Source organism: Rhodococcus sp. NPDC059969, assembly GCF_042738325.1.
Lineage (GTDB): Bacteria > Actinomycetota > Actinomycetes > Mycobacteriales > Mycobacteriaceae > Rhodococcus_F.
Genome location: NZ_JBHWUF010000001.1, coordinates 798,737 through 818,229, shown reverse-complemented (window position 1 = coordinate 818,229; position 19,493 = coordinate 798,737). Strand labels below are relative to the sequence as shown.

General features: G+C 61.8%; 18 protein-coding genes. 8 read left to right on the top strand and 10 right to left on the bottom strand.

What is annotated here, in order from left to right; genetic code table 11:
• The first annotated feature begins 60 nt into the window (after positions 1–60).
• A complete protein-coding gene (locus ACFWAD_RS03690; protein ID WP_378541451.1) occupies positions 61–1,044 on the top strand; it encodes an NAD(P)H-dependent flavin oxidoreductase in 984 nt (327 codons plus the stop codon).
• A gap of 853 nt (positions 1,045–1,897) precedes the next feature.
• The gene (locus tag ACFWAD_RS03685) at positions 1,898–2,335 is read left to right on the top strand and encodes a hypothetical protein (protein ID WP_378530198.1); all 438 of its coding nucleotides are present in this window, start codon (positions 1,898–1,900) and stop codon (positions 2,333–2,335) included.
• Positions 2,336–2,655: 320 nt separating this feature from the next.
• Here ACFWAD_RS03685 and ACFWAD_RS03680 read toward each other — a convergent pair whose 3' ends face one another.
• Positions 2,656–3,516 (bottom strand): haloalkane dehalogenase, encoded by an 861-nt coding sequence (locus tag ACFWAD_RS03680; protein WP_378541449.1) that lies wholly within the window; start codon positions 3,514–3,516, stop codon positions 2,656–2,658.
• 134 nt (positions 3,517–3,650) lie between these two features.
• Here ACFWAD_RS03680 and ACFWAD_RS03675 point away from each other — a divergent pair, with 134 nt between their 5' ends.
• The gene (locus ACFWAD_RS03675; RefSeq protein WP_378530194.1) at positions 3,651–4,271 is read left to right on the top strand and encodes a TetR/AcrR family transcriptional regulator; all 621 of its coding nucleotides are present in this window, start codon (positions 3,651–3,653) and stop codon (positions 4,269–4,271) included.
• A gap of 496 nt (positions 4,272–4,767) precedes the next feature.
• Here ACFWAD_RS03675 and ACFWAD_RS03670 read toward each other — a convergent pair whose 3' ends face one another.
• The 4 genes from ACFWAD_RS03670 to ACFWAD_RS03655 form a co-directional block, all read right to left on the bottom strand.
• A complete protein-coding gene (locus ACFWAD_RS03670; protein WP_378541447.1) occupies positions 4,768–5,178 on the bottom strand; it encodes a low molecular weight phosphatase family protein in 411 nt (136 codons plus the stop codon).
• 69 nt (positions 5,179–5,247) lie between these two features.
• A complete protein-coding gene (gene arsB / locus ACFWAD_RS03665) occupies positions 5,248–6,345 on the bottom strand; it encodes an ACR3 family arsenite efflux transporter (protein ID WP_378541445.1) in 1,098 nt (365 codons plus the stop codon).
• The gene (locus ACFWAD_RS03660) at positions 6,342–6,728 is read right to left on the bottom strand and encodes an ArsR/SmtB family transcription factor (protein ID WP_378541443.1); all 387 of its coding nucleotides are present in this window, start codon (positions 6,726–6,728) and stop codon (positions 6,342–6,344) included. The genes arsB and ACFWAD_RS03660 overlap by 4 nt, the downstream gene beginning before the upstream one ends.
• A gap of 110 nt (positions 6,729–6,838) precedes the next feature.
• Complete coding sequence (locus tag ACFWAD_RS03655) at positions 6,839–7,723, bottom strand: helix-turn-helix domain-containing GNAT family N-acetyltransferase (protein ID WP_378541441.1); 885 nt, start codon at positions 7,721–7,723, stop codon at positions 6,839–6,841.
• A gap of 97 nt (positions 7,724–7,820) precedes the next feature.
• On the opposite strand from ACFWAD_RS03655, the gene ACFWAD_RS03650 reads away from it, so the two are divergent.
• The 3 genes from ACFWAD_RS03650 to ACFWAD_RS03640 all read left to right on the top strand — a co-directional run bounded on the left by ACFWAD_RS03650 (position 7,821) and on the right by ACFWAD_RS03640 (position 12,404).
• A complete protein-coding gene (locus ACFWAD_RS03650; RefSeq protein WP_378541439.1) occupies positions 7,821–9,170 on the top strand; it encodes an NAD(P)-binding domain-containing protein in 1,350 nt (449 codons plus the stop codon).
• A gap of 12 nt (positions 9,171–9,182) precedes the next feature.
• Entirely contained in the window at positions 9,183–10,427 is a 1,245-nt protein-coding gene (locus ACFWAD_RS03645; protein ID WP_378541437.1) for an MFS transporter, read from the top strand.
• 846 nt (positions 10,428–11,273) lie between these two features.
• Positions 11,274–12,404, top strand: a complete 1,131-nt coding sequence (locus ACFWAD_RS03640) for a lipase family protein (protein WP_378541435.1) — start codon at positions 11,274–11,276, stop codon at positions 12,402–12,404.
• A 133-nt stretch (positions 12,405–12,537) separates the two neighbouring features.
• Here ACFWAD_RS03640 and dnaB read toward each other — a convergent pair whose 3' ends face one another.
• From dnaB to rpsF, 5 genes are all read right to left on the bottom strand, one after another.
• A complete protein-coding gene (gene dnaB, locus ACFWAD_RS03635; protein WP_378541433.1) occupies positions 12,538–15,195 on the bottom strand; it encodes a replicative DNA helicase in 2,658 nt (885 codons plus the stop codon).
• A gap of 508 nt (positions 15,196–15,703) precedes the next feature.
• Positions 15,704–16,159, bottom strand: a complete 456-nt coding sequence (gene rplI / locus ACFWAD_RS03630) for a 50S ribosomal protein L9 (protein WP_007735531.1) — start codon at positions 16,157–16,159, stop codon at positions 15,704–15,706.
• A gap of 18 nt (positions 16,160–16,177) precedes the next feature.
• A complete protein-coding gene (gene rpsR, locus ACFWAD_RS03625; protein WP_003941245.1) occupies positions 16,178–16,420 on the bottom strand; it encodes a 30S ribosomal protein S18 in 243 nt (80 codons plus the stop codon).
• Between the two features lie 39 nt (positions 16,421–16,459).
• Positions 16,460–16,984, bottom strand: coding sequence for a single-stranded DNA-binding protein (locus ACFWAD_RS03620; RefSeq protein WP_003941248.1), 525 nt, complete (start codon positions 16,982–16,984; stop codon positions 16,460–16,462).
• Positions 16,985–17,048: 64 nt separating this feature from the next.
• The gene (gene rpsF / locus ACFWAD_RS03615) at positions 17,049–17,336 is read right to left on the bottom strand and encodes a 30S ribosomal protein S6 (protein WP_003941237.1); all 288 of its coding nucleotides are present in this window, start codon (positions 17,334–17,336) and stop codon (positions 17,049–17,051) included.
• Positions 17,337–17,546: 210 nt separating this feature from the next.
• Between rpsF and ACFWAD_RS03610 the strand changes: the two genes are divergently transcribed.
• Together ACFWAD_RS03610 and ACFWAD_RS03605 are read left to right on the top strand one after the other, a co-directional pair.
• Positions 17,547–18,902: a glycosyltransferase family 87 protein gene (locus ACFWAD_RS03610; protein ID WP_378541430.1), complete on the top strand. Its 1,356-nt coding sequence runs from the start codon at positions 17,547–17,549 to the stop codon at positions 18,900–18,902.
• Positions 18,902–19,486, top strand: coding sequence for a GNAT family N-acetyltransferase (locus tag ACFWAD_RS03605; protein ID WP_378541428.1), 585 nt, complete (start codon positions 18,902–18,904; stop codon positions 19,484–19,486). Before ACFWAD_RS03610 ends, ACFWAD_RS03605 begins: the two co-directional genes overlap by 1 nt.
• Positions 19,487–19,493: the final 7 nt, after the last annotated feature.

Sequence of the window (19,493 nt, the reverse complement as noted above, 5' to 3'; positions counted from 1 at the left end):
TTGATTTGGCACCAACGAAACTGACAAACCGATATCCATGCACCATCAAGGAGATGTCCTGTGCTGACCACCGCATTTACCGAGACGTTCGGAGTTCGCCATCCCATCGTGCAGGGCGGCATGCAATGGGTGGGGAGAGCAGAACTCGTAGCGGCAGTTGCAAACGCCGGCGCGCTCGGCATGCTCACTGCTCTGACACAGCCAACACCTGACGATCTTGCCCGAGAAATATCCCGAACCCGCGAGCTCACCGACCAACCGTTCGGAGTCAATCTCACAATCCTCCCCGCGATCACGCCCCCGCCCTACGACGAGTATCGGAACGTGATCATCGACTGCGGAGTCAAAGTCGTCGAAACGGCCGGCTCGTCTCCTGCGCCCCATATGCCGCACTTTCACGGCGCCGGCATCAAGGTTCTCCACAAGTGCACCAGCGTCCGTCACGCGGTCAAAGCCCAGGCCCTCGGCGTCGACGGCATCAGCATCGACGGGTTCGAATGCGCCGGACATCCAGGAGAAGACGACGTACCGGGTCTCGTACTCATCGCGGCAGCAGCCGAGCGCATCAGCATTCCCATGATCGCGTCCGGTGGATTTGCCGATGCGCGTGGATTGGTGGCTGCCCTCGCGCTCGGCGCCGACGGCATCAACATGGGCACTCGGTTCATGTGTACCGAGGAGTCTCCGATTCACCGCAACATCAAGGATGCGATAGTCGCCGCCTCCGAGGTCGACACCGAATTGATTTTCAGGTCGTTGCGAAATACCGCTCGCGTAGCACGCAACAGCATCAGCGGAGAAGTTGTCGAAATTCTCGCCAATGGTGGCAAATTCGAAGATGTTCGACATCTTGTGGCCGGGGCGCGAGGCCGAGCGGTGTTTGACAGCGGCGACCCGGAGGTGGGCATCTGGACGGCTGGGACCGTACAAGGATTGATTCACGACATCCCCACCGTGGGTGTATTGGTGGACCGTATTGTCACAGAGTCCGAAGCTCTTATCGCAGATCGGCTTGGCAGTCTCCTGGATCCTGTCAGCGCCTGACTACGTCCGAACCCGCTGAGCGCGACAGCCGGCCAGTTCTTCGCGCATGCTCCCTGCCGTTTCGCTCGTCGACCCGCATGTCGCCGATACCTCGTCCTCGATGCGTCGTGCGATTACGGTGAGCTCTTCCGGATCGCCTCGCGGCTTGTCAGCGCCGCTCGCTCGTTTCGGGTGTATCCGGACGATCATTGACACCAATACGAGGAAAGCACGGGAAGGAGTCGTTCAATCAGCTCAAAAACGCGAACACCAGGCACGTTAGTATACTTTTTGACAATCAAACGTAGTCAACTTTGCCGGCAGTGGACGAAAGCCCGAAACCGCACTACTGACGGAAGCAACAGGCGCCATCTCCCACTCGCCGGCGAAAAGATTGCAGCACTACGACTCTGCGAATTCGCCGGCAGCGCCCACTACAAGTTCGATCGCGACACTGCCGCGATGTTCGGGTCCGATCCAACCGAATTCACCTACCTTGCCAAAGAGCTCTGAACCGATGCCTTCACACGAGATATCAGCCGCGGGCCGCGCGAACTCACACCTCCTGGCACGTCGCTGCACCACCACGTGCTGGCGAATATCGATCGCCTCCGTAAGATCGCCAGCTACGAACCACCCCGACCGAACCAGACCCCTCAACTATGCCGATGTCTTGTGGTCGTATTCGATCGCAAGACATCAGCGTGGGCAGGACAGCCTTTTGGCACGCAGCTCCAACCTTCAGAAGTTGAGGGTGGCTCACCCTGCATTTGTACTGTCGAGATGCAGCGAAGATTATCGAAATGTTAGGGGTACCGGCGCCCGTGATCTAGGCTGATTATCGTTTTCTATCTGCTCGTGACGGGAGAAATACGTGTTCGGCTTCTATGTGACGGCGCTGTTCGTCAGCGGAATCGGCGTGATCGTCTTGGCGCTGGTGACCTCCGAACTGCACCCCGGCCGCCGCGTTGTCAACGGTCTCATCGGCACCGCGTTCCTGAGCTACGGCATCTACCTGGCTGTGTTCCTCCACAGTGGCGAGTACCGAATCTTCCTCTGGGTCTTCATCCTCCCGTTCATCTTGCTGGGCCAAGCGATGCGCACCGTCGAGGTCCCCGCGCCTCCCGGGGCGTCCTCTCCCGACATCGACGCCCACCTCGTCGACCCCGCCCCGACACCGGCTCCTGCTCGTACCGCCGCCACCCGCGAACGCATGGCCGCGGCCAAGTCTGCCAAACTCGAGGCCCTTCGCGCCAAGCATGCCGTCAAGAGCGATGAGTTCGACGATCACGCGCCGTCTACGCCTGCCTGACGAGGGGCATAGCGGCGGCAACGAAACCATCAATGGCTTTCTCCGCCAATATCTTCCGCCACCTCGACCGACCGCGCGGTCGCGTTCACTCCGATCTCGATTGGTGGCGGCCGTCCGCCCCGCTCACCGAATGGAACGGACTTCCAGTGCGGCGCGATGTCCACCCTGCCTGAACATGACACTCACCCCAGCCCGCTCATGCCACCGGCCGAATCGGTTCCTCGCCGTTGTGCAGCTCGATCGTAGCCAACGTAGTGGTCATATGTTCGGTGGCCGAGAGCTGAACTCTGAGTTCAGCGGCAGCCTGCAACCGTCACAACTCACGGGAATCGATTCGCGATGGCCGAGATGATTTCACCGGGTGCGTGTTCCTGGATGAAATGCCGTGCATGAGGTAACTCGACGACGGCAAGGTCGGTGAACGCCTCGTGTATCCGCGGGATGCACGCTTTCGGACGGAACACCATGTCCCGCATCCCCCACACTGCAAGAGCCGGTTTTTTCCCCAATAGCGCGGGCACGTCCTGGGCGAGTTGGGCCAACTGTGTTCGTGCGGCACGGATTTCCTTAGGCATGACCGCGAGTCCACGCCGCGCTTCCACTGTAGGTTGCACCATGCGGTAGTGGTTTGCCTCCGTCTCGGTGAGCGTGCGGCCAAGCTCTCCGAGCAGAAAACGCTCCACAAGGAGATTCTGCTCGAGTATGCGACGTTGCATGTGTCGGCTACCCATGATCAGGCTGAATGCTCGATTTGCCAGTGGCTCTATCGGCCAGAACGCCGTGTTCCCCAACACGAGTCCTCTGATTCGATCTGCTCGCTCGGTTGCCGCGCCCAGTCCGATAGGTCCACCCCAGTCCTGCCCCATCAAGACAAAGCCGTCCAACTGAAGATGGTCGATCAGTTCGCCTAGGACCGTCGTGTGCCCGGCAATTCTGTATCCGAAATTCTCCGGCCGCTCGGACAACCCGAAACCCAGGTAGTCCACCGCAATGCACCGGTACCGGACTCGCAGTCCAGCGACGATCTTGCGGTAGAGGAAACTCCACGTGGGGGATCCGTGGCAGAACAGAATCGGCGGGCCCACCCCCTCGTCGATGTAGTGAACTCGACCGCCAGACGAGTCGAACCAGCGTGACTCGAACGGGTACACAGTCTTGTCAGGAACGAAATCGACCATCATGCGGTGCCTCCTTATCCGACCTATATCTTCACGTCGCGCGATATACCCAACGCGTGTTCGAATTCCTCGCCCACCATCTTCGCTACACCTGTAGCAGAGCTGTGTTTGATACGCTACACCTGTAGCATCGAGTTGTGTCTACACAAGCAACCGGAAGTCATGAACGCCGAGAGCTGATCGCCAACAGCGCCATTCGCGTCATTGCCCGAGACGGAGTTCGCGCACTCACTCACCGGGTGGTCGACAAAGAAGCCGGAATCCCACAAGGTGCGACCTCACACCATGCAAGAACCCGGCTCGCCCTACTCGAACTCATCGTCAAAACGCTCGCAGAACGCGCGATAGCCGATGCCAAGCAAGCTGCAGCCTTTCTAAATGCATCGGTACACGGTGAGCGCAAACTGAGCGTCGCCGATCTAGGTGGCGTAATCGCCGAACTTGTCGAGACACTCTCGGCCCGCCGCGATGACATGAAAGCGCGTTACGCCCTCGTTCTCGAACTCGAGGACGAACCTCTTCTTCGAGGAAAGCTGACGACACAATCCGAGGTCCACGCCATAACCCGAGAAGTGACGGCGACGCTTCTCGACAGAGCAGGTCTTCCCAATTCCAACAAACGGATCGAAGAATTGATCTCCCTCGCGGACATCCTGGTATTTCAGCGAACGATCATCCAGGACAACACATCCCCAGAATCCATCCTTACCGCCTATCTGCGGGGTGTAGCCTCTTCACAGGCGAGTCGTGAGATCTGACCGACTCAGTCGAGCTGCTCAAAAACCAACCCGCCGTCGATTTTCGACCATGGACTAGTACCCGACCGCCGGAGCTCAGCGATCCGAATTCGTACGAGGACGATATCAGGACCCACGAACTTGGAGTTATGTTTCCTCACTTAGCATTACGCCGACAGCAGAGGGTTGTAGGTTCTGGACTTGCTTGTCCGATTGGCCTGCGGTTTTTGCGGGTCACCGCACCATTCGTCACCGAATCTCCCGACGAAGATGGCCTTTTCGCAACCAACCACCAAAGTGGCTGCAGAAAACCACAGCCCTTGATCCCTTGAACTCCGAGCGTCTTCAATCCGCGGTGCAGGGCGATCGCGTCGCCGTTGCTCGCTAGCCGGTCGAAGTCGGCTCTGAAGGTGTTCAATGCCTGGTCGACATCGTCGCCGCAGACGCCGGCGTTGCAGCACTATGCGGGTTCGAATACTTCGACGATGCTTATGGTGCCGGTTCTGTCGATCCGGCGTCAGCGGGTCGCCAGACGCTCGGCGAGAGCGTCGACGCGGGCAGCAATGTCGTCGCGGACCAGGCGCATTCGTTCGATTCCGTCGATGCCGCGTTCGGACGGCTCGTCCGTGTCCCAGTTCTCGAAGTCGGTGCCGGGGATGGGTTCGACCTTCGCTTCGTTGCCCAGTGTGACGACGAGGTCGACATCGCGCACGAGTTGCGGGTCAACCAATGTCGGAGTCTCACCGGTGATGTCCACCCCGACTTCGAGGAGTGTTTCGGCGGACAGCGCGTTGACCGCGTCGCCGGGTTTGGTGCCGGCGGAATAGACGTCCACGTTGTCGCCGGCGGCTTTGCGCATGAGACCGGCGGCCATCTGGGATTTCCCGCCGTTCTTGACACACACGAACAGTACGGAGGGTTTGCTCATCGAGGTTCCTTTCGTCGAGTCTGGGAAGTCAGGGTGCGCCGACTGGGCTTGCCGATCGTGGCCGTGGACTTACGTAGCGGTGGGCGCGGGTGAAATCTCTTTGACTGCAAAGCGTTTGCGTAGAGCAAGGGAGACGTACACCAAGCCGACGAGCACCGGTACCTCGATCAACGGGCCGACAACACCCGCCAACGCTTGCCCCGAGGTGGCTCCGTAGGTGGCGATGGCGACGGCGATCGCGAGTTCGAAGTTGTTGCCCGCAGCCGTGAATGCGAGGGTCGTGGTGCGTTCGTAGCCCAATCCGATTGTGGCGCCGAGGATGTAGCCACCACCCCACATGAGTGCAAAGTACGCCAGCAGCGGCAACGCGATCCGAACGACATCCCAGGGCTGGGAGGTGATCTGTTCGCCCTGCATCGAGAAGAGCACGACGATGGTGAACAGCAGACCGTAGAGCGCCCACGGGCTGATCCTGGGGATGAACTTGTTGTCGTACCAGTCGCGGCCCTTTGCGCGTTCGCCGAAGAAGCGGGACAGGAAACCTGCCAGCAGCGGGATACCGAGGAAGATCAGGACCGATTTCGCAATCTGCCAGGGCGAGGTGTCGATGGTGGTCTGTTCGAGGCCGAGCCACCCCGGCAGGACCGAGAGGTAAAACCAACCGAGCGCGGCGAACATGATCACCTGGAACACCGAGTTGATGGCGACCAGAACGGCGGCGGCTTCGCGGTCTCCGCAGGCCAGGTCATTCCAGATGATCACCATCGCGATGCAGCGAGCGAGACCGACGATGATCAAACCGGTTCGGTATTCCGGCAGGTCGGGCAAGAACAGCCAAGCGAGGGCGAACATCAGCGCCGGGCCGAGAACCCAGTTCAGGAACAGCGAGCCCGCGAGGAGTTTCTTGTCTCCGGTGACCGTGTCGAGGCGGTCGTAGCGGACCTTCGCCAGAACGGGGTACATCATGATCAGCAGGCCGAGGGCGATCGGCAACGAGATGCCGTCGATCTGCACCTTGTCCAGGGCAGTGTTCACGCCGGGGACCCAGCGTCCGAGCAGCAGGCCGACGACCATGGCCACGCCGATCCAGACCGCCAGATAGCGGTCGAGGGTGGAGAGTTTTCCGACGACTGCGGGGTGTTCGGCGGTGGCAGCGGTGTTGCTCATGCAGTGACCTCCGCGCACGCGTCCGCTGCGGTCACGGTGGAGCCTTCGACCAGGAGCACGGCCGAGAGTTGCTGCAGTGCAGCGGGAATCACCCAGTAGTACACCCAGGTGCCGCGGCGTTCACAGTCGAGAAGTCCGGCCTGGCGCAGCACTTTGAGATGATGCGAGATCGTCGGCTGGGACAGGTCGAACGTATCCGAGATGTCGCAGACGCAGGCTTCACCGCCCTCGTGGCTTGCCACCAAGCTGAGCAGCCGCAGGCGAACCGGATCGCCGAGCGCTTTGAACATCCGAGACAGGTCGCCGGCCCAGTCCTCGGTCAGCGGTTCACGAACCAGCGGCGAGCAGCAGGCACCGGAATCCGGCAAGTCTTGATTCGACATGCTTCGATATTGACAGTTTTCGAATCAACCCGCAACCGGAAGATGCGTACTTCCAGCACACGTTGACCGCACTCGGATGCCGTAGTGAGCACTACCGACGTCAGGGAACCTCAGGTGGGGCCAGCCGCTGATCGCCGTTCGAGCAGGACCGTGTCGCGCCAGATCCCGTCGAGTTGGGCGATCTTTTCCCGGATCCCGATGGTGCGGAAACCTGCCGAGTGATGCAGTGAGACCGAGGCACGATTTTCGGGGAAGATCGATGTCTGCAGCGTCCAGAGTCCGTCTGCGTCGGCTGCCATGACTTGCTTGCGTAGCAACGCTTTTCCGATCCCTCGCCCGCGCATCCCGTCGGCGACGTAGACGGAGTTTTCGGCGACTCCGCGGTAGCAGTCCCGCCCGGACACCGGACTCAGGGCCGCCCAGCCGACGACGACATCGTCGATGGTGGCGACCCAGCGATGGTTCGGCAGCCATAGCGCATCGAGGTACTCCCGGCTGGGGACTTCGGTCGTGAAAGTGGCGTTGCGCGTGGCGATTCCTTCGCCGTAGATCCGCAGAACGGCGTCCCAGTCGTCATCGGACATGACCCGGACGGCGACGTCGCCGGGAAGATCGCTCGGGCAGCACGGCCGCGGCGCGAGAACTCCCATCACGATGTCGGCAGCTTGCGGCAAAGCGACGCAGCACGTCGGATTCATCGCGACAACGGTGCTGGTCCCCTCTTTGCGCAGGCTGACGAATCCCACGTCGGCGAGCTTGCGCACATGGTGGGAGACCGTGGGCTGCCCGATCCCCAACGCCTCGGCGAGAGCCCCGATCGTGATCCCGCCGGCAGCGCTCGCGACGCGGTGCAGCAGCCGCACCCGCATCGGTTCGGCCAGGCACGCGAACCACTGTGCGTAAGTGTCGGCGTCAGCCTGCTCGAGCACGTTCGAGTCGATCCAGCCTTGATCCGAATCGCCGACGCGCACTGTCGGGGTCTGCAGCGATGTCATGCACCCACTATATCGACCTTCGTCGATGGTTGCCTTCATCGATCGTTGTCGATACAGTTAATTAAAGATCGATTGTTGTCGATGAAAGGAAATTGTGATGACCGAACTACCCGTTGTCGTGATCGGAGCCGGACCGATCGGCCTCGCCGCCGCCGCGCAACTGCGCGAACGAGGACTCACGCCGCTGGTGTTCGAGCGAGGCGCAGTCGCCGGTGCGGCGATCGCCGAATGGAATCATGTCCGGCTCTTCTCCCGCTGGTCAGAGCTGGTCGACCCGGCTGCCCGCCTCCTCCTCGAGCAGAACGGGTGGAGCGCTCCCGACGGAGACGCGTACCCGACCGGACAGCAGTGGCGACAGCTCTACCTCGAACCCCTCGCCGCGGCCCTCGGTGATGCCGTGCAGTTCGACACCGAGGTGATCGGCGTTGCCCGACGAGGCCGCGACCTGGTCGTCGATGCCGGCCGCGATACCGAACCTCTCTCCATTCACCTGCGCGGCGGCGACGGCAGCGAGGACCGCGTCTTCGCTCAGGCCGTCGTCGATGCGTCCGGCACCTGGGGCACCCCGAACCCGCTCGGCGGGGAAGGACTCCCCGCCCTCGGCGAGAGGGCTGCCGCAACCGCGATCACCTACCGTGTGCCTGATCTCGACGACGCGGCAGTGCGTGCCCAGTTCGCCGGCAAGCACACTGTCATCGCAGGCAGCGGCCATTCCGCATTGACCGCGATCGTCGCGTTGGCGGGCCTCGAATCGGAAGCTCCGGGAACCCGGATCACGTGGGCTGTTCGCCGGGGAAATGTCGGTTCCGCGTTCGGCGGCGGCGAATCCGACGAACTGCCCGCTCGCGGCGCCCTCGGACTACGTGCGAAGAAGGCCGTCGACGACGGGCTTCTCACCGTCGTCACCGGTTTCCGCACCGCAGCCGTGGAGCCAGCCTCAACCGGACAGATTGCACTTGTCTCCGACGCCGGCACTCAGATCGAGAACGTCGACAACGTCGTCGCGCTCACCGGCTTCCGTCCCGACCTGTCCTGGCTCTCGGAAATCCGCCTCGGCCTCGACCCGGTACTGCAGGCGCCGACGCAACTCGCTCCGTTGATCGACCCGAACATCCACTCCTGCGGCACCGTGTATCCGCACGGCGCAAAAGAACTTCGTCACCCCGAGCCCGGCGTGTACCTGGTGGGGATGAAGAGCTACGGCCGCGCACCGACGTTCCTGGCCATGACCGGCTACGAGCAGGTGCGCAGCATCGCCGCCGAATTGGCCGGTGACCACGAAGCCGCTGCGCGGGTGGAGTTGATCCTCCCCGAGACCGGAGTCTGCGGTGGTGCAGGCGTTTTCGACGAACCCGACACCGCGGAAGCCGAAGGCGGTTGCTGCGCCGCTCCCGCTCCGCAGCTGATCTCTCTGTCCGGTGCCGCCAGCTCCAACTCCTGCGGATAAAGCGCTGAGCTGATGACGACCATCGAGGATCCGCCGCAGCGCCCAGTCAGCCTCGATCCTTCGGGGCTGCGGCGGGTCCTGGTGGCGCTGTGTCTGACCGAAATCACCAGCTGGGGAATCCTGTACTACGCGTTTCCCGTTCTGTCGGTGGCTATTTCCCGCGACACCGGGTGGTCGAGCGCTGTGATCGTGGCGGCGTTCTCCGTCAGTCAGCTCGTCGCCGCGGTGGTCGGCATTCCGGTCGGGCGGATCCTCGATCGCCGCGGCCCGAGATGGGTGATGACCGCAGGTTCCGTGCTCGCGGTACCCGCACTGGTGGTTATCGCAACAGCTCATACCCTCCCGATCTTCTTCGCAGGGTGGATGATTGCCGGTATCGCGATGGGCGCGGTGCTGTATCCGCCGGCATTCGCGGCCCTGACCCGCTGGTACGGCGACAACTACGTCAAAGCGTTGATGATTCTCACTCTTGCCGCGGGGCTGGCCAGTACCGTCTTCGCACCACTGTCTGTCGCTCTGGCCGATCGTTTCGATTGGCGCACAACCTACCTGGTCCTCGCGGTCATACTGGCCGTGATCACAATCCCCGGACACCTCTGGGGTTTGCGTGGCGGGTGGCCCGACCCGATCCGGCTACCCCACGCGCAGCCCGGCGACTACCACCGCACCTCCCGCAGCCTTGCATTTCTTGCTCTGATCGTCGCCCTCGCTGCAGCCGCCTTCGCCGCATCCGCCGGCGTCTTCAACCTCGTACCCTTGTTGATCGAACGCGGTTTCAGTCCCAGCCTCGCCGCACTCACTCTCGGATTGGGCGGCGCCGGCCAGGTCATCGGTCGCGTCTTCTACCTACCACTCGCAGCGAAAACCAGTGTCCGCGTGCGCACGGTATCGGTCATCGTCATTGCTGCCCTGAGCACCGCGTGGTTAGGTCTGGCGAACTCGGCGGCGGCGTTGGTCAGCATCGCCATCGGCGCCGGATTGGTCCGCGGCATCTTCACCCTGATTCAAGCCACCGCCGTCGCCGACCGCTGGGGCTTCGAACACTACGGGCGCCTCAACGGGCTCATGTCCGCACCGATCGTCATCGTCATGGCCCTGGCTCCGTGGGCCGGCACCGTGCTCTCCACCTGGACCGGGAGCTACGCCCACGCCTACCTCGTGCTCGGAGCGATCGCCCTCGTCGGCGCCGTCATCAGCGCAGCAACCATTCCCACCCTCCGAAGTGCTGGTACGACAACGATTCCGATCACTTCCTGACTGAAAGACTCTTGACGCGACATTTGTCGCTGAACTTCCGGGTAAATGTGAGTTTATCTACAACTGCGAAGAACCCCAGCAGCAGATAAGTCACCGCCGTCCATTCGGTCAGCTCTGGGAGTGACGGCTTCGTTATGTGCGGCGCGATCAAAGCGGTACGCAGTGTCAGGATTATCCGGCGGTCGATCCACGGGAAAATGTCTGCCGAAGCCGCAGAATCGCGCCGCTCCCGGTACCTCGCACCTACCAAGTGGGTGACTATCGTCTCGGTTCGGCGACAACGGATGTAGTCGCGAAGGCGGCAAATATGCCGAGCGCCCGAAGGGCGGGCCACCCGGCCTCACATTTCACCAGCCTGACATCGCTTATGTCACGCCCTACTTCAGCCGTCGTTGAAGCAACGAAACATTGACCGCCTCTTCTAGCACGTTCGCGCAGGCTCCGTGCCTGCTCGCGGCAACAGCGTGTGATCGGCGACCCGCCAAACTGCTCAGCGATCAGAAAGTTCAACATTTTCAAAAGCGCCGTCGATGAACGACTGAATGAGCTGTCTCGGTAGTGCCAGCATCGTCAGCAGGGCCAGTAGGATCGGGATCATCGCGACAACCACCAGCCACGTCGGCGCTGCGACCAACTCCCCCGACTACTCTCTCAAGCCCACGGATCCACCCCCACTACCATGGCAATGAAGCACGAACTCCGCTGCGCCCGTGTGCGTCTCGAATAATCAACTGCCCCCTCGAACGAGGAACGGCAACCGAAGATGGTCGAACCGATATACCTGCACCTCCGGTTCGCGCAGAATGGTAGTCGGCGTACACGCGGATGAACCCGGGGAGCGATGCAATGATCCGACGACGACTCAGCCAAGCATTGATGGTGATCGCACTCGCCTCCGCGGCCGTCTCGACCGCGCCCGTCCGCGCGCAGGAACCGTCGCCAATCACGACGCCGGGCACAGTGACCGCGGCAACTTCCCTGCCGCACTCCTTCTGGATTCCCGGCGCCGCCAACGCATCAAAGCTCACCTATTGGTCTACGGGACCGCTGAACCGGCCCGCGTTGAGTACGGGCGCGCTCTTCCTGCCCCCCGGCGATCCACCCGAAGGCGGCTGGCCGGTCATCTCGTGGGCTCACGGCACTGTAGGTATTTCCGACCAGTGCGCACCCACCGTGACCGGGACCGTCGGCAGTCCATACCTCACGAACTGGCTCTCGCAGGGCTACGCGATCGTCGCGACCGACTACGTGGGACTCGGCACGCCGGGAACCCACGCGTACCTGGACGGACCGTCGGCGGCGCACAGCGTGATCGACATGGTGCGTGCCGCGCATGCGGTCGAACCGTCGCTCTCACCGCGGTGGGTGGCACTCGGACAGTCTCAGGGCGGGCAGGCCGCTATGGTCACGGCAGCGATCGCCACACGGTACGCACCCGAACTGGACTACCGGGGCGCGGTCGCAACCGGGGCGCCGTCCAATCTGGAGAACCTTGCACCAATCGTGGGGCCGGACTTTCCCCGCTTGCCACTGACCGGCAGCACCGTGTTCGTCTCGTACCTCTTGGCCGGACTCCGGGCGGCGCGACCCGATCTCGACATCGATCGCTACCTGACACCACGCGGCACGGATGCCCTGGCCCGAGCCGAAACCGACTGCTACCAGGACATGGCATCGGGTCTCGGCGACACCACGATCGGCGATCTGGTGAACCGGCCCCTCGACGATCCCGCGGTGCTGGCTGCTGCTCGCGGCATGCTGGAGATCCCGACGACCGGGTATGACCGGCCCGTCTTCCTCGGGCAGGGGCTGACGGACGAGATGGTGCCGGCGCCGCTGGCTTTGAAACTCGCGGCCGAACTCGCCACCAATCGCCAGCCAGTCACATTCCGCACATATCCGACCGGTCATATCGAGACGATGCGGGCAGCGCTCCCCGAAAGCCTCGCCTTCGCCTCGAACCTCTTCGAGCCGTAGACAGGACCATCGAAATTCGTCGGCGGCGCGAAGCGCTCGTAGTGCAACTCCGCTGTGCGTCGCGGCGACAAGGCGGTGCGCAGAGCGTCGGTCCGGAATCTGTCATTTGAATCCGGACTCTCCAGGCACACTTCTATCCTCGCGCCATATCCACAAACTTGGACAGGTGAAGTTGGTGCGCCACAGTGATTGTCGCGGTCGGGCCGTTACGGTGCTTACCCAGAATCAGGTCCGCTTCACCGCCACGGGGATCGTCTCGCTCGGTCGCGTCGGGGCGGTACAGCAGGATCACCATGTCGGCGTCCTGCTCGAGGGAACCGGACTCACGAAGGTCGGCGACCTGGGGACGCTTGTCGGTTCGCTGCTCAGGACCACGGTTGAGCTGACAGATCGCGACAACCGGAACTTCTAGCTCCTTCGCCAAAAGCTTTAGGCTACGGGAGAATTCGGAGACTTCCTGCTGACGGGACTCGACCTTTTTACCCGAGCTCATCAGCTGGAGGTAGTCGATGACGATCAAGCGAATGTCGTGTTTCTGCTTGAGCCGCCGCGCTTTTGCGCGGATTTCCATCATCGTGAGGTTGGGGGAGTCGTCGATGAAGAGCGGCGCCTCGCTGATCTCACTCATACGACGCGCGAGCTTGGTCCAGTCGTCGTCGGTCATCTTTCCGGAGCGCATGTCACCGAGCTTGATCTTTGCCTCCGCCGACAGCAGACGCATGACGATCTCGGTTTTGCTCATTTCCAGGGAGAACATGACGCTGGCCATGCCGTGCGTGATGGAGCAGGAACGCAGGAAATCCATTCCGAGCGTGGAATTGTGCGTCGGGACCATCGAATGACCGGCCAGGTACATGTGGTCGGCGTTGTCGACCTCGACGCAGCGAACCGGAACACTCGCAATTGGCCGAACATCGACAATGTAGCGCGATCCGCTGCGCGCAGTGCTCTTACTCGCTCGACGCTCCTTGTGCAGCATCGCTTTCCGCGTAAGACCGAACACTTCGTCATCAGTCGAGAAGGTCAAGGTGAATGCAGTCGACGAAGCCTCGGTGCGACCGTTGACTCGTTTTGTGCTCATGTGGCAGCGGTAGCCCAGACTGACTACCAATTCCTGGGCGTCGCGGACGAGGCGCTCGTTGGTTACCGAAAACTGAACGGAACCTCCGGCAGTCACCGTTCCATCAGTATCGAGAAGTCCGGCAAGAACCGCACGACGCTGCGCCTCGGACCCGCGGAGATACTGGACAGGGATGTGCTTGTTGCCCAGAACACCGACCGTACGTAGGCGTCCTTGAACCGTGCCGTACTCATTGCGGCACTTCTGGCACAGTCGCAGCCCGATCGAAGGTCCACCACAGTGTGAACAGGTTGGCGCAGGTACAGGGTCAGACATGAAACGTGCTTTGCCGCCGCATGATTGACCGCACGTTCGCACCTGACTGGTGAACGGCACGAAGCTCTTTCCGCACACAACGCAATCGCGCGGAGCGACGGGATCTTCCGGGGCTAATTTAAGGCTGTAGCGCAAATGCGCCGACTTGGACGGAACTGCAACCAGGCCTTCGGCCTCGATCAACATGATGATCTCGGGATCAGCAGTGGTGAATTGTGCGCAGGCAGTAGAACCGTCACCTAGCCAAGCGCCAAGTGTGTAGGGCGGGACAAGGAGATCCTGCGTTGGTAGGTCGAGCGGCTTGGCATTCACGACAGAGTGATTAACGCGGCCATCCGCCGTTGCGCATCGCACCGTCGATGCGATCTCCGCCGTGGTTCGGACCTCTGCGAATGTCTTTTGATTCTTATAGCGGTTGTAACCTGTCTTGGCGTTCTGCGCTGAACGGCGCGAAGCACGCGTCTCCGTCAACCACTGATGCTGCTCGTCGGCCACCAACACTGTTCCATCGGAAAACTCGACCTCGTAGCAAGGACGGTCAACCATCACGTCGGTAGCGGCAACAACCCGCGTCGGCTTGCCGTGGTTGTCGATCAACAGATCGCCGACAGCAACGTCACCCATCGTGGTCCAGCCACTGGGCGTCGCGAGGGGAGTATCGAGGGCAAGCGCCTTGCCCACACCAGGACGGGCCGCGACGATAATCATCTGACCAGCGTGAAGGCCGTTGGTGATCTCGTCGAGATCCTTGAATCCGGTGGGCACACCGAGGGAAATTCCGCCGCGGCTGGCGATGGAGTCGATCTCGTCCATCGTGGGCTGGAGGAGCTCGGTGAGGGGTACGAAGTCCTCGGTGGTTCGACGCTCGGTGACCTCGAAGATCTCGGCCTGCGCGCGGTCGACAACCTCGGCCACGTCCTGGCCCTCGGTGCCGGCGTAGCCGTACTGGACGATGCGAGTACCGGCGTCGACCAGACGACGCAGCACGGACTTCTCGGCCACGATCTCGGCATAGAAGGCGGCGTTGGCGGCTGTGGGCACTGTCTGGGTCAGCGTCACCAGGTAGGCAGCACCACCGATACGGCGGAGCTCACCTCGACGGTCGAGCTCGGCGGAGACCGTCACCGGGTCGGCGGGCTCGCCACGGCTGTAGAGGTCCAGGATCACGTCGTAGACGGACTGGTGGGCGGGCCGGTAGAAGTCACCCGGACGCAGTACCTCGAGGACGTCAGCGATGGCGTCCTTGCTCAGCAGCATGCCGCCGAGCACCGACTGCTCGGCAGTCATGTCCTGAGGTGGCTGGCGTCCGAACTCCTGGTCGGGCTCGGCCTCGGGAGGGCCCGGGTAGTCCGGCCCCGAGAAGTCGGAAGGTCCTCGATCATCTACAACAGCCACAAGCGAGACCTTCCCGTAAAACACTCGACGACACTGCCAGAAACCGCAGCGCCCTCATCATTTGTACCTGCCCCCACCGACATCCCCTAGCCGCATTCGGCCGGGCTGTAGATAGACGCCGAGATGACGTTAGGGACTAGTAGGTCCGCATACAAACCGGACTGTGGATAAACCTGTGGATGCTTTGTGGAAACTCCCGCCCCACGGTGTGCACCGCCTGTGGAGCATTTGGGGACTACTTTGCTGAGTAACTACAAAAGAGCAGGTAGATGGCTATCCACAATTTCACAGGCCTGTTGATGAAAATAGTTTTTCCACAGTCGGCGCGTCGGCGTGTCGGGCGTGTTGCCTCGCCCGATTCGTCACTGATCACCAAGTCGAACATCACAGTGTGAGAGTTATCCCCAGGTCCGATTCGGGACGCTGACAGGCGGCACACCGCACCCCGAAACAAAACGTCGGGCCCCGCACACCGAAGTGTGCGGGGCCCGACGAGACGAACAGTCGACTATGCGCCGACGACGTTCAGGTTGAACTTGGCAACCACATCGGGGTGCAGGTTCACGACCACGGCGTGCTTGCCCGTGTTCTTGATGTGAGCCTTCGGCAACACGATGGAGCGCTTGTCGACAACCGGTCCACCGGCAGCCTTGATCGCAGCAGCGACGTCAGCGACGGTAACCGAACCGAAGAGCTTGCCCGAGCCACCGGCGGTCTTGACCGTCAGCGTTACGGACTCGAGGCCCTCGATAGCTGCCTTGAGCTCCTTGGCGTGATCCAGGCCGCGCACAGCGCGCGCTTCCTGTGCACGACGGATGCCCTCGACCTGCTTCTCGGCGCCACGGGTGGCGACGATTGCCAGTCCGCGGGGGAGCAGGTAGTTACGGCCGTAGCCGTCCTTGACCTCCACGGTGTCGCCAGGCGCACCGAGGTTGTCCACGTCAGCGGTGAGGATGAGCTTCATGTTCTTTCCTCCCTTTCCTTAGCGAGCCACGGTGGCGTAAGGCAGCAGTGCTACCTCACGTGAGTTCTTGACGGCAATGGCAACGTCGCGCTGATGCTGGACGCAATTGCCGGTGACACGGCGAGCACGGATCTTTCCGCGATCGCTGACGTACTTACGAAGCAACGTCGTGTCCTTGTAGTTGATCTGCGTGTTCTTCTCTTTACAGAAGGTGCAGACCTTCTTCTTCATAACCTTGTCGCGCAAGGGCGGCTTCGGCATGTCTTTGCTCTTTTCTGGATGTTCCTGATCAGGTACGGATCAGAAGGGCGGTTCGTCGCTGCCCGCACCACCGAAGGAGCCCGAAGCCTGAGGCGCACTGCCCCAAGGATCGTCTCCACCCGAAGGTGCAGCGCTCGGACGTCCGCCACCCGATCCGCCGGAGGAACCGCCGAAGTTGCCGCCTCCACCGCCGCCACCACGGTTGGCCTTGTTGACCTTTGCCGTGGCGTACTTCAGTGAAGGACCGATTTCATCGACTTCGAGCTCGACGACAGTTCGCTTTTCGCCCTCGCGAGTTTCGTACGAACGCTGCTTGAGCCGGCCGCTCACGATTACTCGTGAGCCACGGGTCAAGCTCTCCGCGACGTTCTCGGCTGCTTCGCGCCAGATGTTGCAACGCATGAACAGTGCATCGCCGTCTTTCCATTCATTGGAATTACGGTCGAAGGTGCGGGGCGTGGAAGCAACCGTGAAGTTTGCAACCGCGGCACCCGCCGGGGTGAAACGAAGTTCAGGATCAGCCGTCAGGTTTCCGATGACGGTGATGATGGTGTCGCCAGCCATGTGGTTCCTCCTGCATTGATGTAAGACCGTTGGGCGCGAGAGTAGAGCTCGCTACCGACAGTAATTACTTGTTGTGGCGCAGAACCTTCGTGCGCAGAACCGACTCGTTCAGACCGAGCTGACGATCGAGCTCAGCGACGGTGGCGGGAGTGGCGTTGATGTCGATCACCGCGTAGATACCTTCAGCATGCTTCAGGATCTCGTAGGCGAGACGACGCTTACCCCAGACATCGACCTTGTCGATCGTGCCGCCGTGCTGGCGCACAACATTGAGGAACGTATCCAGTGAAGGAGCGACAGTGCGCTCGTCCAGGCTGGGGTCAAGGATGACCATCAATTCGTAATGACGCATAAGACCTCATCACCTCCTGTGGACTAAGTGAAAACGGCCACGGACTATCCGTGGCAGGAGGGTCGTTGCGTCAGCAACCCTCGTAGGTTACACGAGGGGCCTTGACCAGGGAAATCGTCCCGCCCCTCGAGGAAGATCACCAGGTCGATACGCGACGCGTGGTGCAGACGAGTCGCCCCGCGAGCCACTCCGCCCCCTAGGGTGAGAATCATGCGAACAGACCGCAAGACCCCGGCGTCGATCCTGGCGTTGGTCGTCGGATTGTGCGGCCTGACGATGGCGCTGGGCTATTTCAACAAGGCCAGATGCGGCGGCGCACCGTTCGCTCCCGACGGCCGAAGCCTGAACTTCGACGTCAACAAGAACATCGACGTCTGCTACTCCGACATTCAGTTGCTCTGGCTCGGACGAGGTATCGATCAGCATCTGTTCCCCTTCGTCACCGGAGGGATAACGCCCGAAGGATTCCTGACCGGCGGAACCGTCGAATACCCGGTACTCAGCGGAATTCTGATGTGGCTGGGCGGTATCGGCTCACACACCGACACCGATTTCCTTCTGCACTCGGCCCTGATCCTGGCTCCTTTCGGACTGCTCACGGCGTGGATGCTCGGCAAGATGAGCGGCGCGTACGCGCTGGTGTGGTCGGCAACACCGCCGCTGGTCCTGTACGCATTCCACAACTGGGAGCTCCCGGTAGTAGCCACCAGCGTCGGCGCGATCTTCCTGATGACGTTCGAGCGGATCCCGCTACGAACTCGCGCGATTCTGGCGGCGGTCATCCTGGCGATCGGCTTCTGCTTGAAGCTGTACCCGGGAATGTTCGTACTGCCGCTCATGGCCTACGTGCTCCTACGCGGCACCGAAAGCAAGCGTTACGACGTTCGTGGGGCGCTGATGACGGCGGGTGCGGCGATCGCCACCGTCGTCCTCGTCAACCTGCCGTTCGCCCTCATCTCGTACGAAGGCTGGCGCGCGTCGTTCAGCTTCCAGGAGAAGCGAAGCGCCGACATCACCACCAACTCGCTGTGGTTCTGGGGGTTGCGACCGTTCTACGGTTTCGGAGTTCGCGAACTCAACGCCGATTACGACGCACTGGTGAGCATCCTGTCCCCGGTCATGATCCTGGCGTCGTTCGCGCTCGCGATGTATCTGGGTTGGCGTCGCTACGTCCGCGAAGGCTACTTTCCGTGGATTGCCGTCAGTGCCGCGATGCTGTGCGGATTCGTGTTGCTGCACAAGGTCAATTCACCTCAGTACACGCTGTGGATCCTGCCGTTCCTCGTTCTGTTCAAGATCCGGTGGTTCTGGATCGTCGCCTATCTGATCGTCGATGCGGCGTTGGGCATCGGCATCTTCCGGTACTTCTACCAACTGGACATGAATCTCGATCCGAGCAAGTACGAGGCCGTCGTCCAGGCGAGCGTCTGGGGCCACGTCATCCTGCTCGCCGTGTTCTTCTTCCTGTTCCTGCGAGTCCCACTGCGCTATCCACTTGCCGGCGGGACCGATCAGATTGCCAACTCCGACAACAACCTTCCGACTCACTCACGGGAGCACGCCTGATGGCTGCATCATGGTTCGATTCACCGACGCTGACCGGTGATCGAGTACGACTCGAACCCCTGAGCGTCGCGCACACCGACGCACTGCTCGCGGCCGCCGACGACCCGGCGATCTTTCGCTGGACCGCGGCGCCGATCACCGATCGGGAACAGGCACAGAAGTACATCGCTGCAGCCACCGACGACCCGAATCGGATCGCCTTCGCGCAGGTGAACATCGCGACGAACGCCGTGGTCGGCACCACGTCCATGTACCAGATCGACCCGGTAAACCGCAGTCTTGCAATCGGATACACGTGGTTGTCGCGCTCGGTTCAGGGAACCGGGATCAATCCCGAATCGAAACTGCTCCTGCTTCGCCATGCCTTCGACCAGCTCGAAGCCGTACGCGTCGAATGGCACACGGACGAGTTCAACGAACAGTCCAGGGCGGCGATCGCCAAGCTCGGCGCTCAGTTCGAGGGCCTGCTGCGCAAGCACCGACGCCGCGTCGACGGCAGTTGGCGTACAACAGCACTGTTCGCGATGACCGACGACGACTGGCCGACCATCGCACCTCAACTCGAGACACGCACCCGAAACTAGCCATCAC

Bases quoted from the DNA above. Each gene is read 5' to 3' on its own strand.
- ACFWAD_RS03660 (WP_378541443.1), bottom strand. From the start codon at position 6,728: ATGTCGAATCAAGACTTGCCGGATTCCGGTGCCTGCTGCTCGCCGCTG.
- arsB (WP_378541445.1), bottom strand. From the start codon at position 6,345: ATGAGCAACACCGCTGCCACCGCCGAACACCCCGCAGTCGTCGGAAAA.
- ACFWAD_RS03645 (WP_378541437.1), top strand. From the start codon at position 9,183: ATGACGACCATCGAGGATCCGCCGCAGCGCCCAGTCAGCCTCGATCCT.
- rpsF (WP_003941237.1), bottom strand. From the start codon at position 17,336: ATGCGTCATTACGAATTGATGGTCATCCTTGACCCCAGCCTGGACGAG.
- ACFWAD_RS03650 (WP_378541439.1), top strand. From the start codon at position 7,821: ATGACCGAACTACCCGTTGTCGTGATCGGAGCCGGACCGATCGGCCTC.
- ACFWAD_RS03640 (WP_378541435.1), top strand. From the start codon at position 11,274: ATGATCCGACGACGACTCAGCCAAGCATTGATGGTGATCGCACTCGCC.
- rpsR (WP_003941245.1), bottom strand. From the start codon at position 16,420: ATGCCGAAGCCGCCCTTGCGCGACAAGGTTATGAAGAAGAAGGTCTGC.
- ACFWAD_RS03680 (WP_378541449.1), bottom strand. From the start codon at position 3,516: ATGATGGTCGATTTCGTTCCTGACAAGACTGTGTACCCGTTCGAGTCA.
- ACFWAD_RS03610 (WP_378541430.1), top strand. From the start codon at position 17,547: ATGCGAACAGACCGCAAGACCCCGGCGTCGATCCTGGCGTTGGTCGTC.
- ACFWAD_RS03655 (WP_378541441.1), bottom strand. From the start codon at position 7,723: ATGACATCGCTGCAGACCCCGACAGTGCGCGTCGGCGATTCGGATCAA.
- ACFWAD_RS03605 (WP_378541428.1), top strand. From the start codon at position 18,902: ATGGCTGCATCATGGTTCGATTCACCGACGCTGACCGGTGATCGAGTA.
- ACFWAD_RS03620 (WP_003941248.1), bottom strand. From the start codon at position 16,984: ATGGCTGGCGACACCATCATCACCGTCATCGGAAACCTGACGGCTGAT.
- ACFWAD_RS03670 (WP_378541447.1), bottom strand. From the start codon at position 5,178: ATGAGCAAACCCTCCGTACTGTTCGTGTGTGTCAAGAACGGCGGGAAA.
- rplI (WP_007735531.1), bottom strand. From the start codon at position 16,159: ATGAAGCTCATCCTCACCGCTGACGTGGACAACCTCGGTGCGCCTGGC.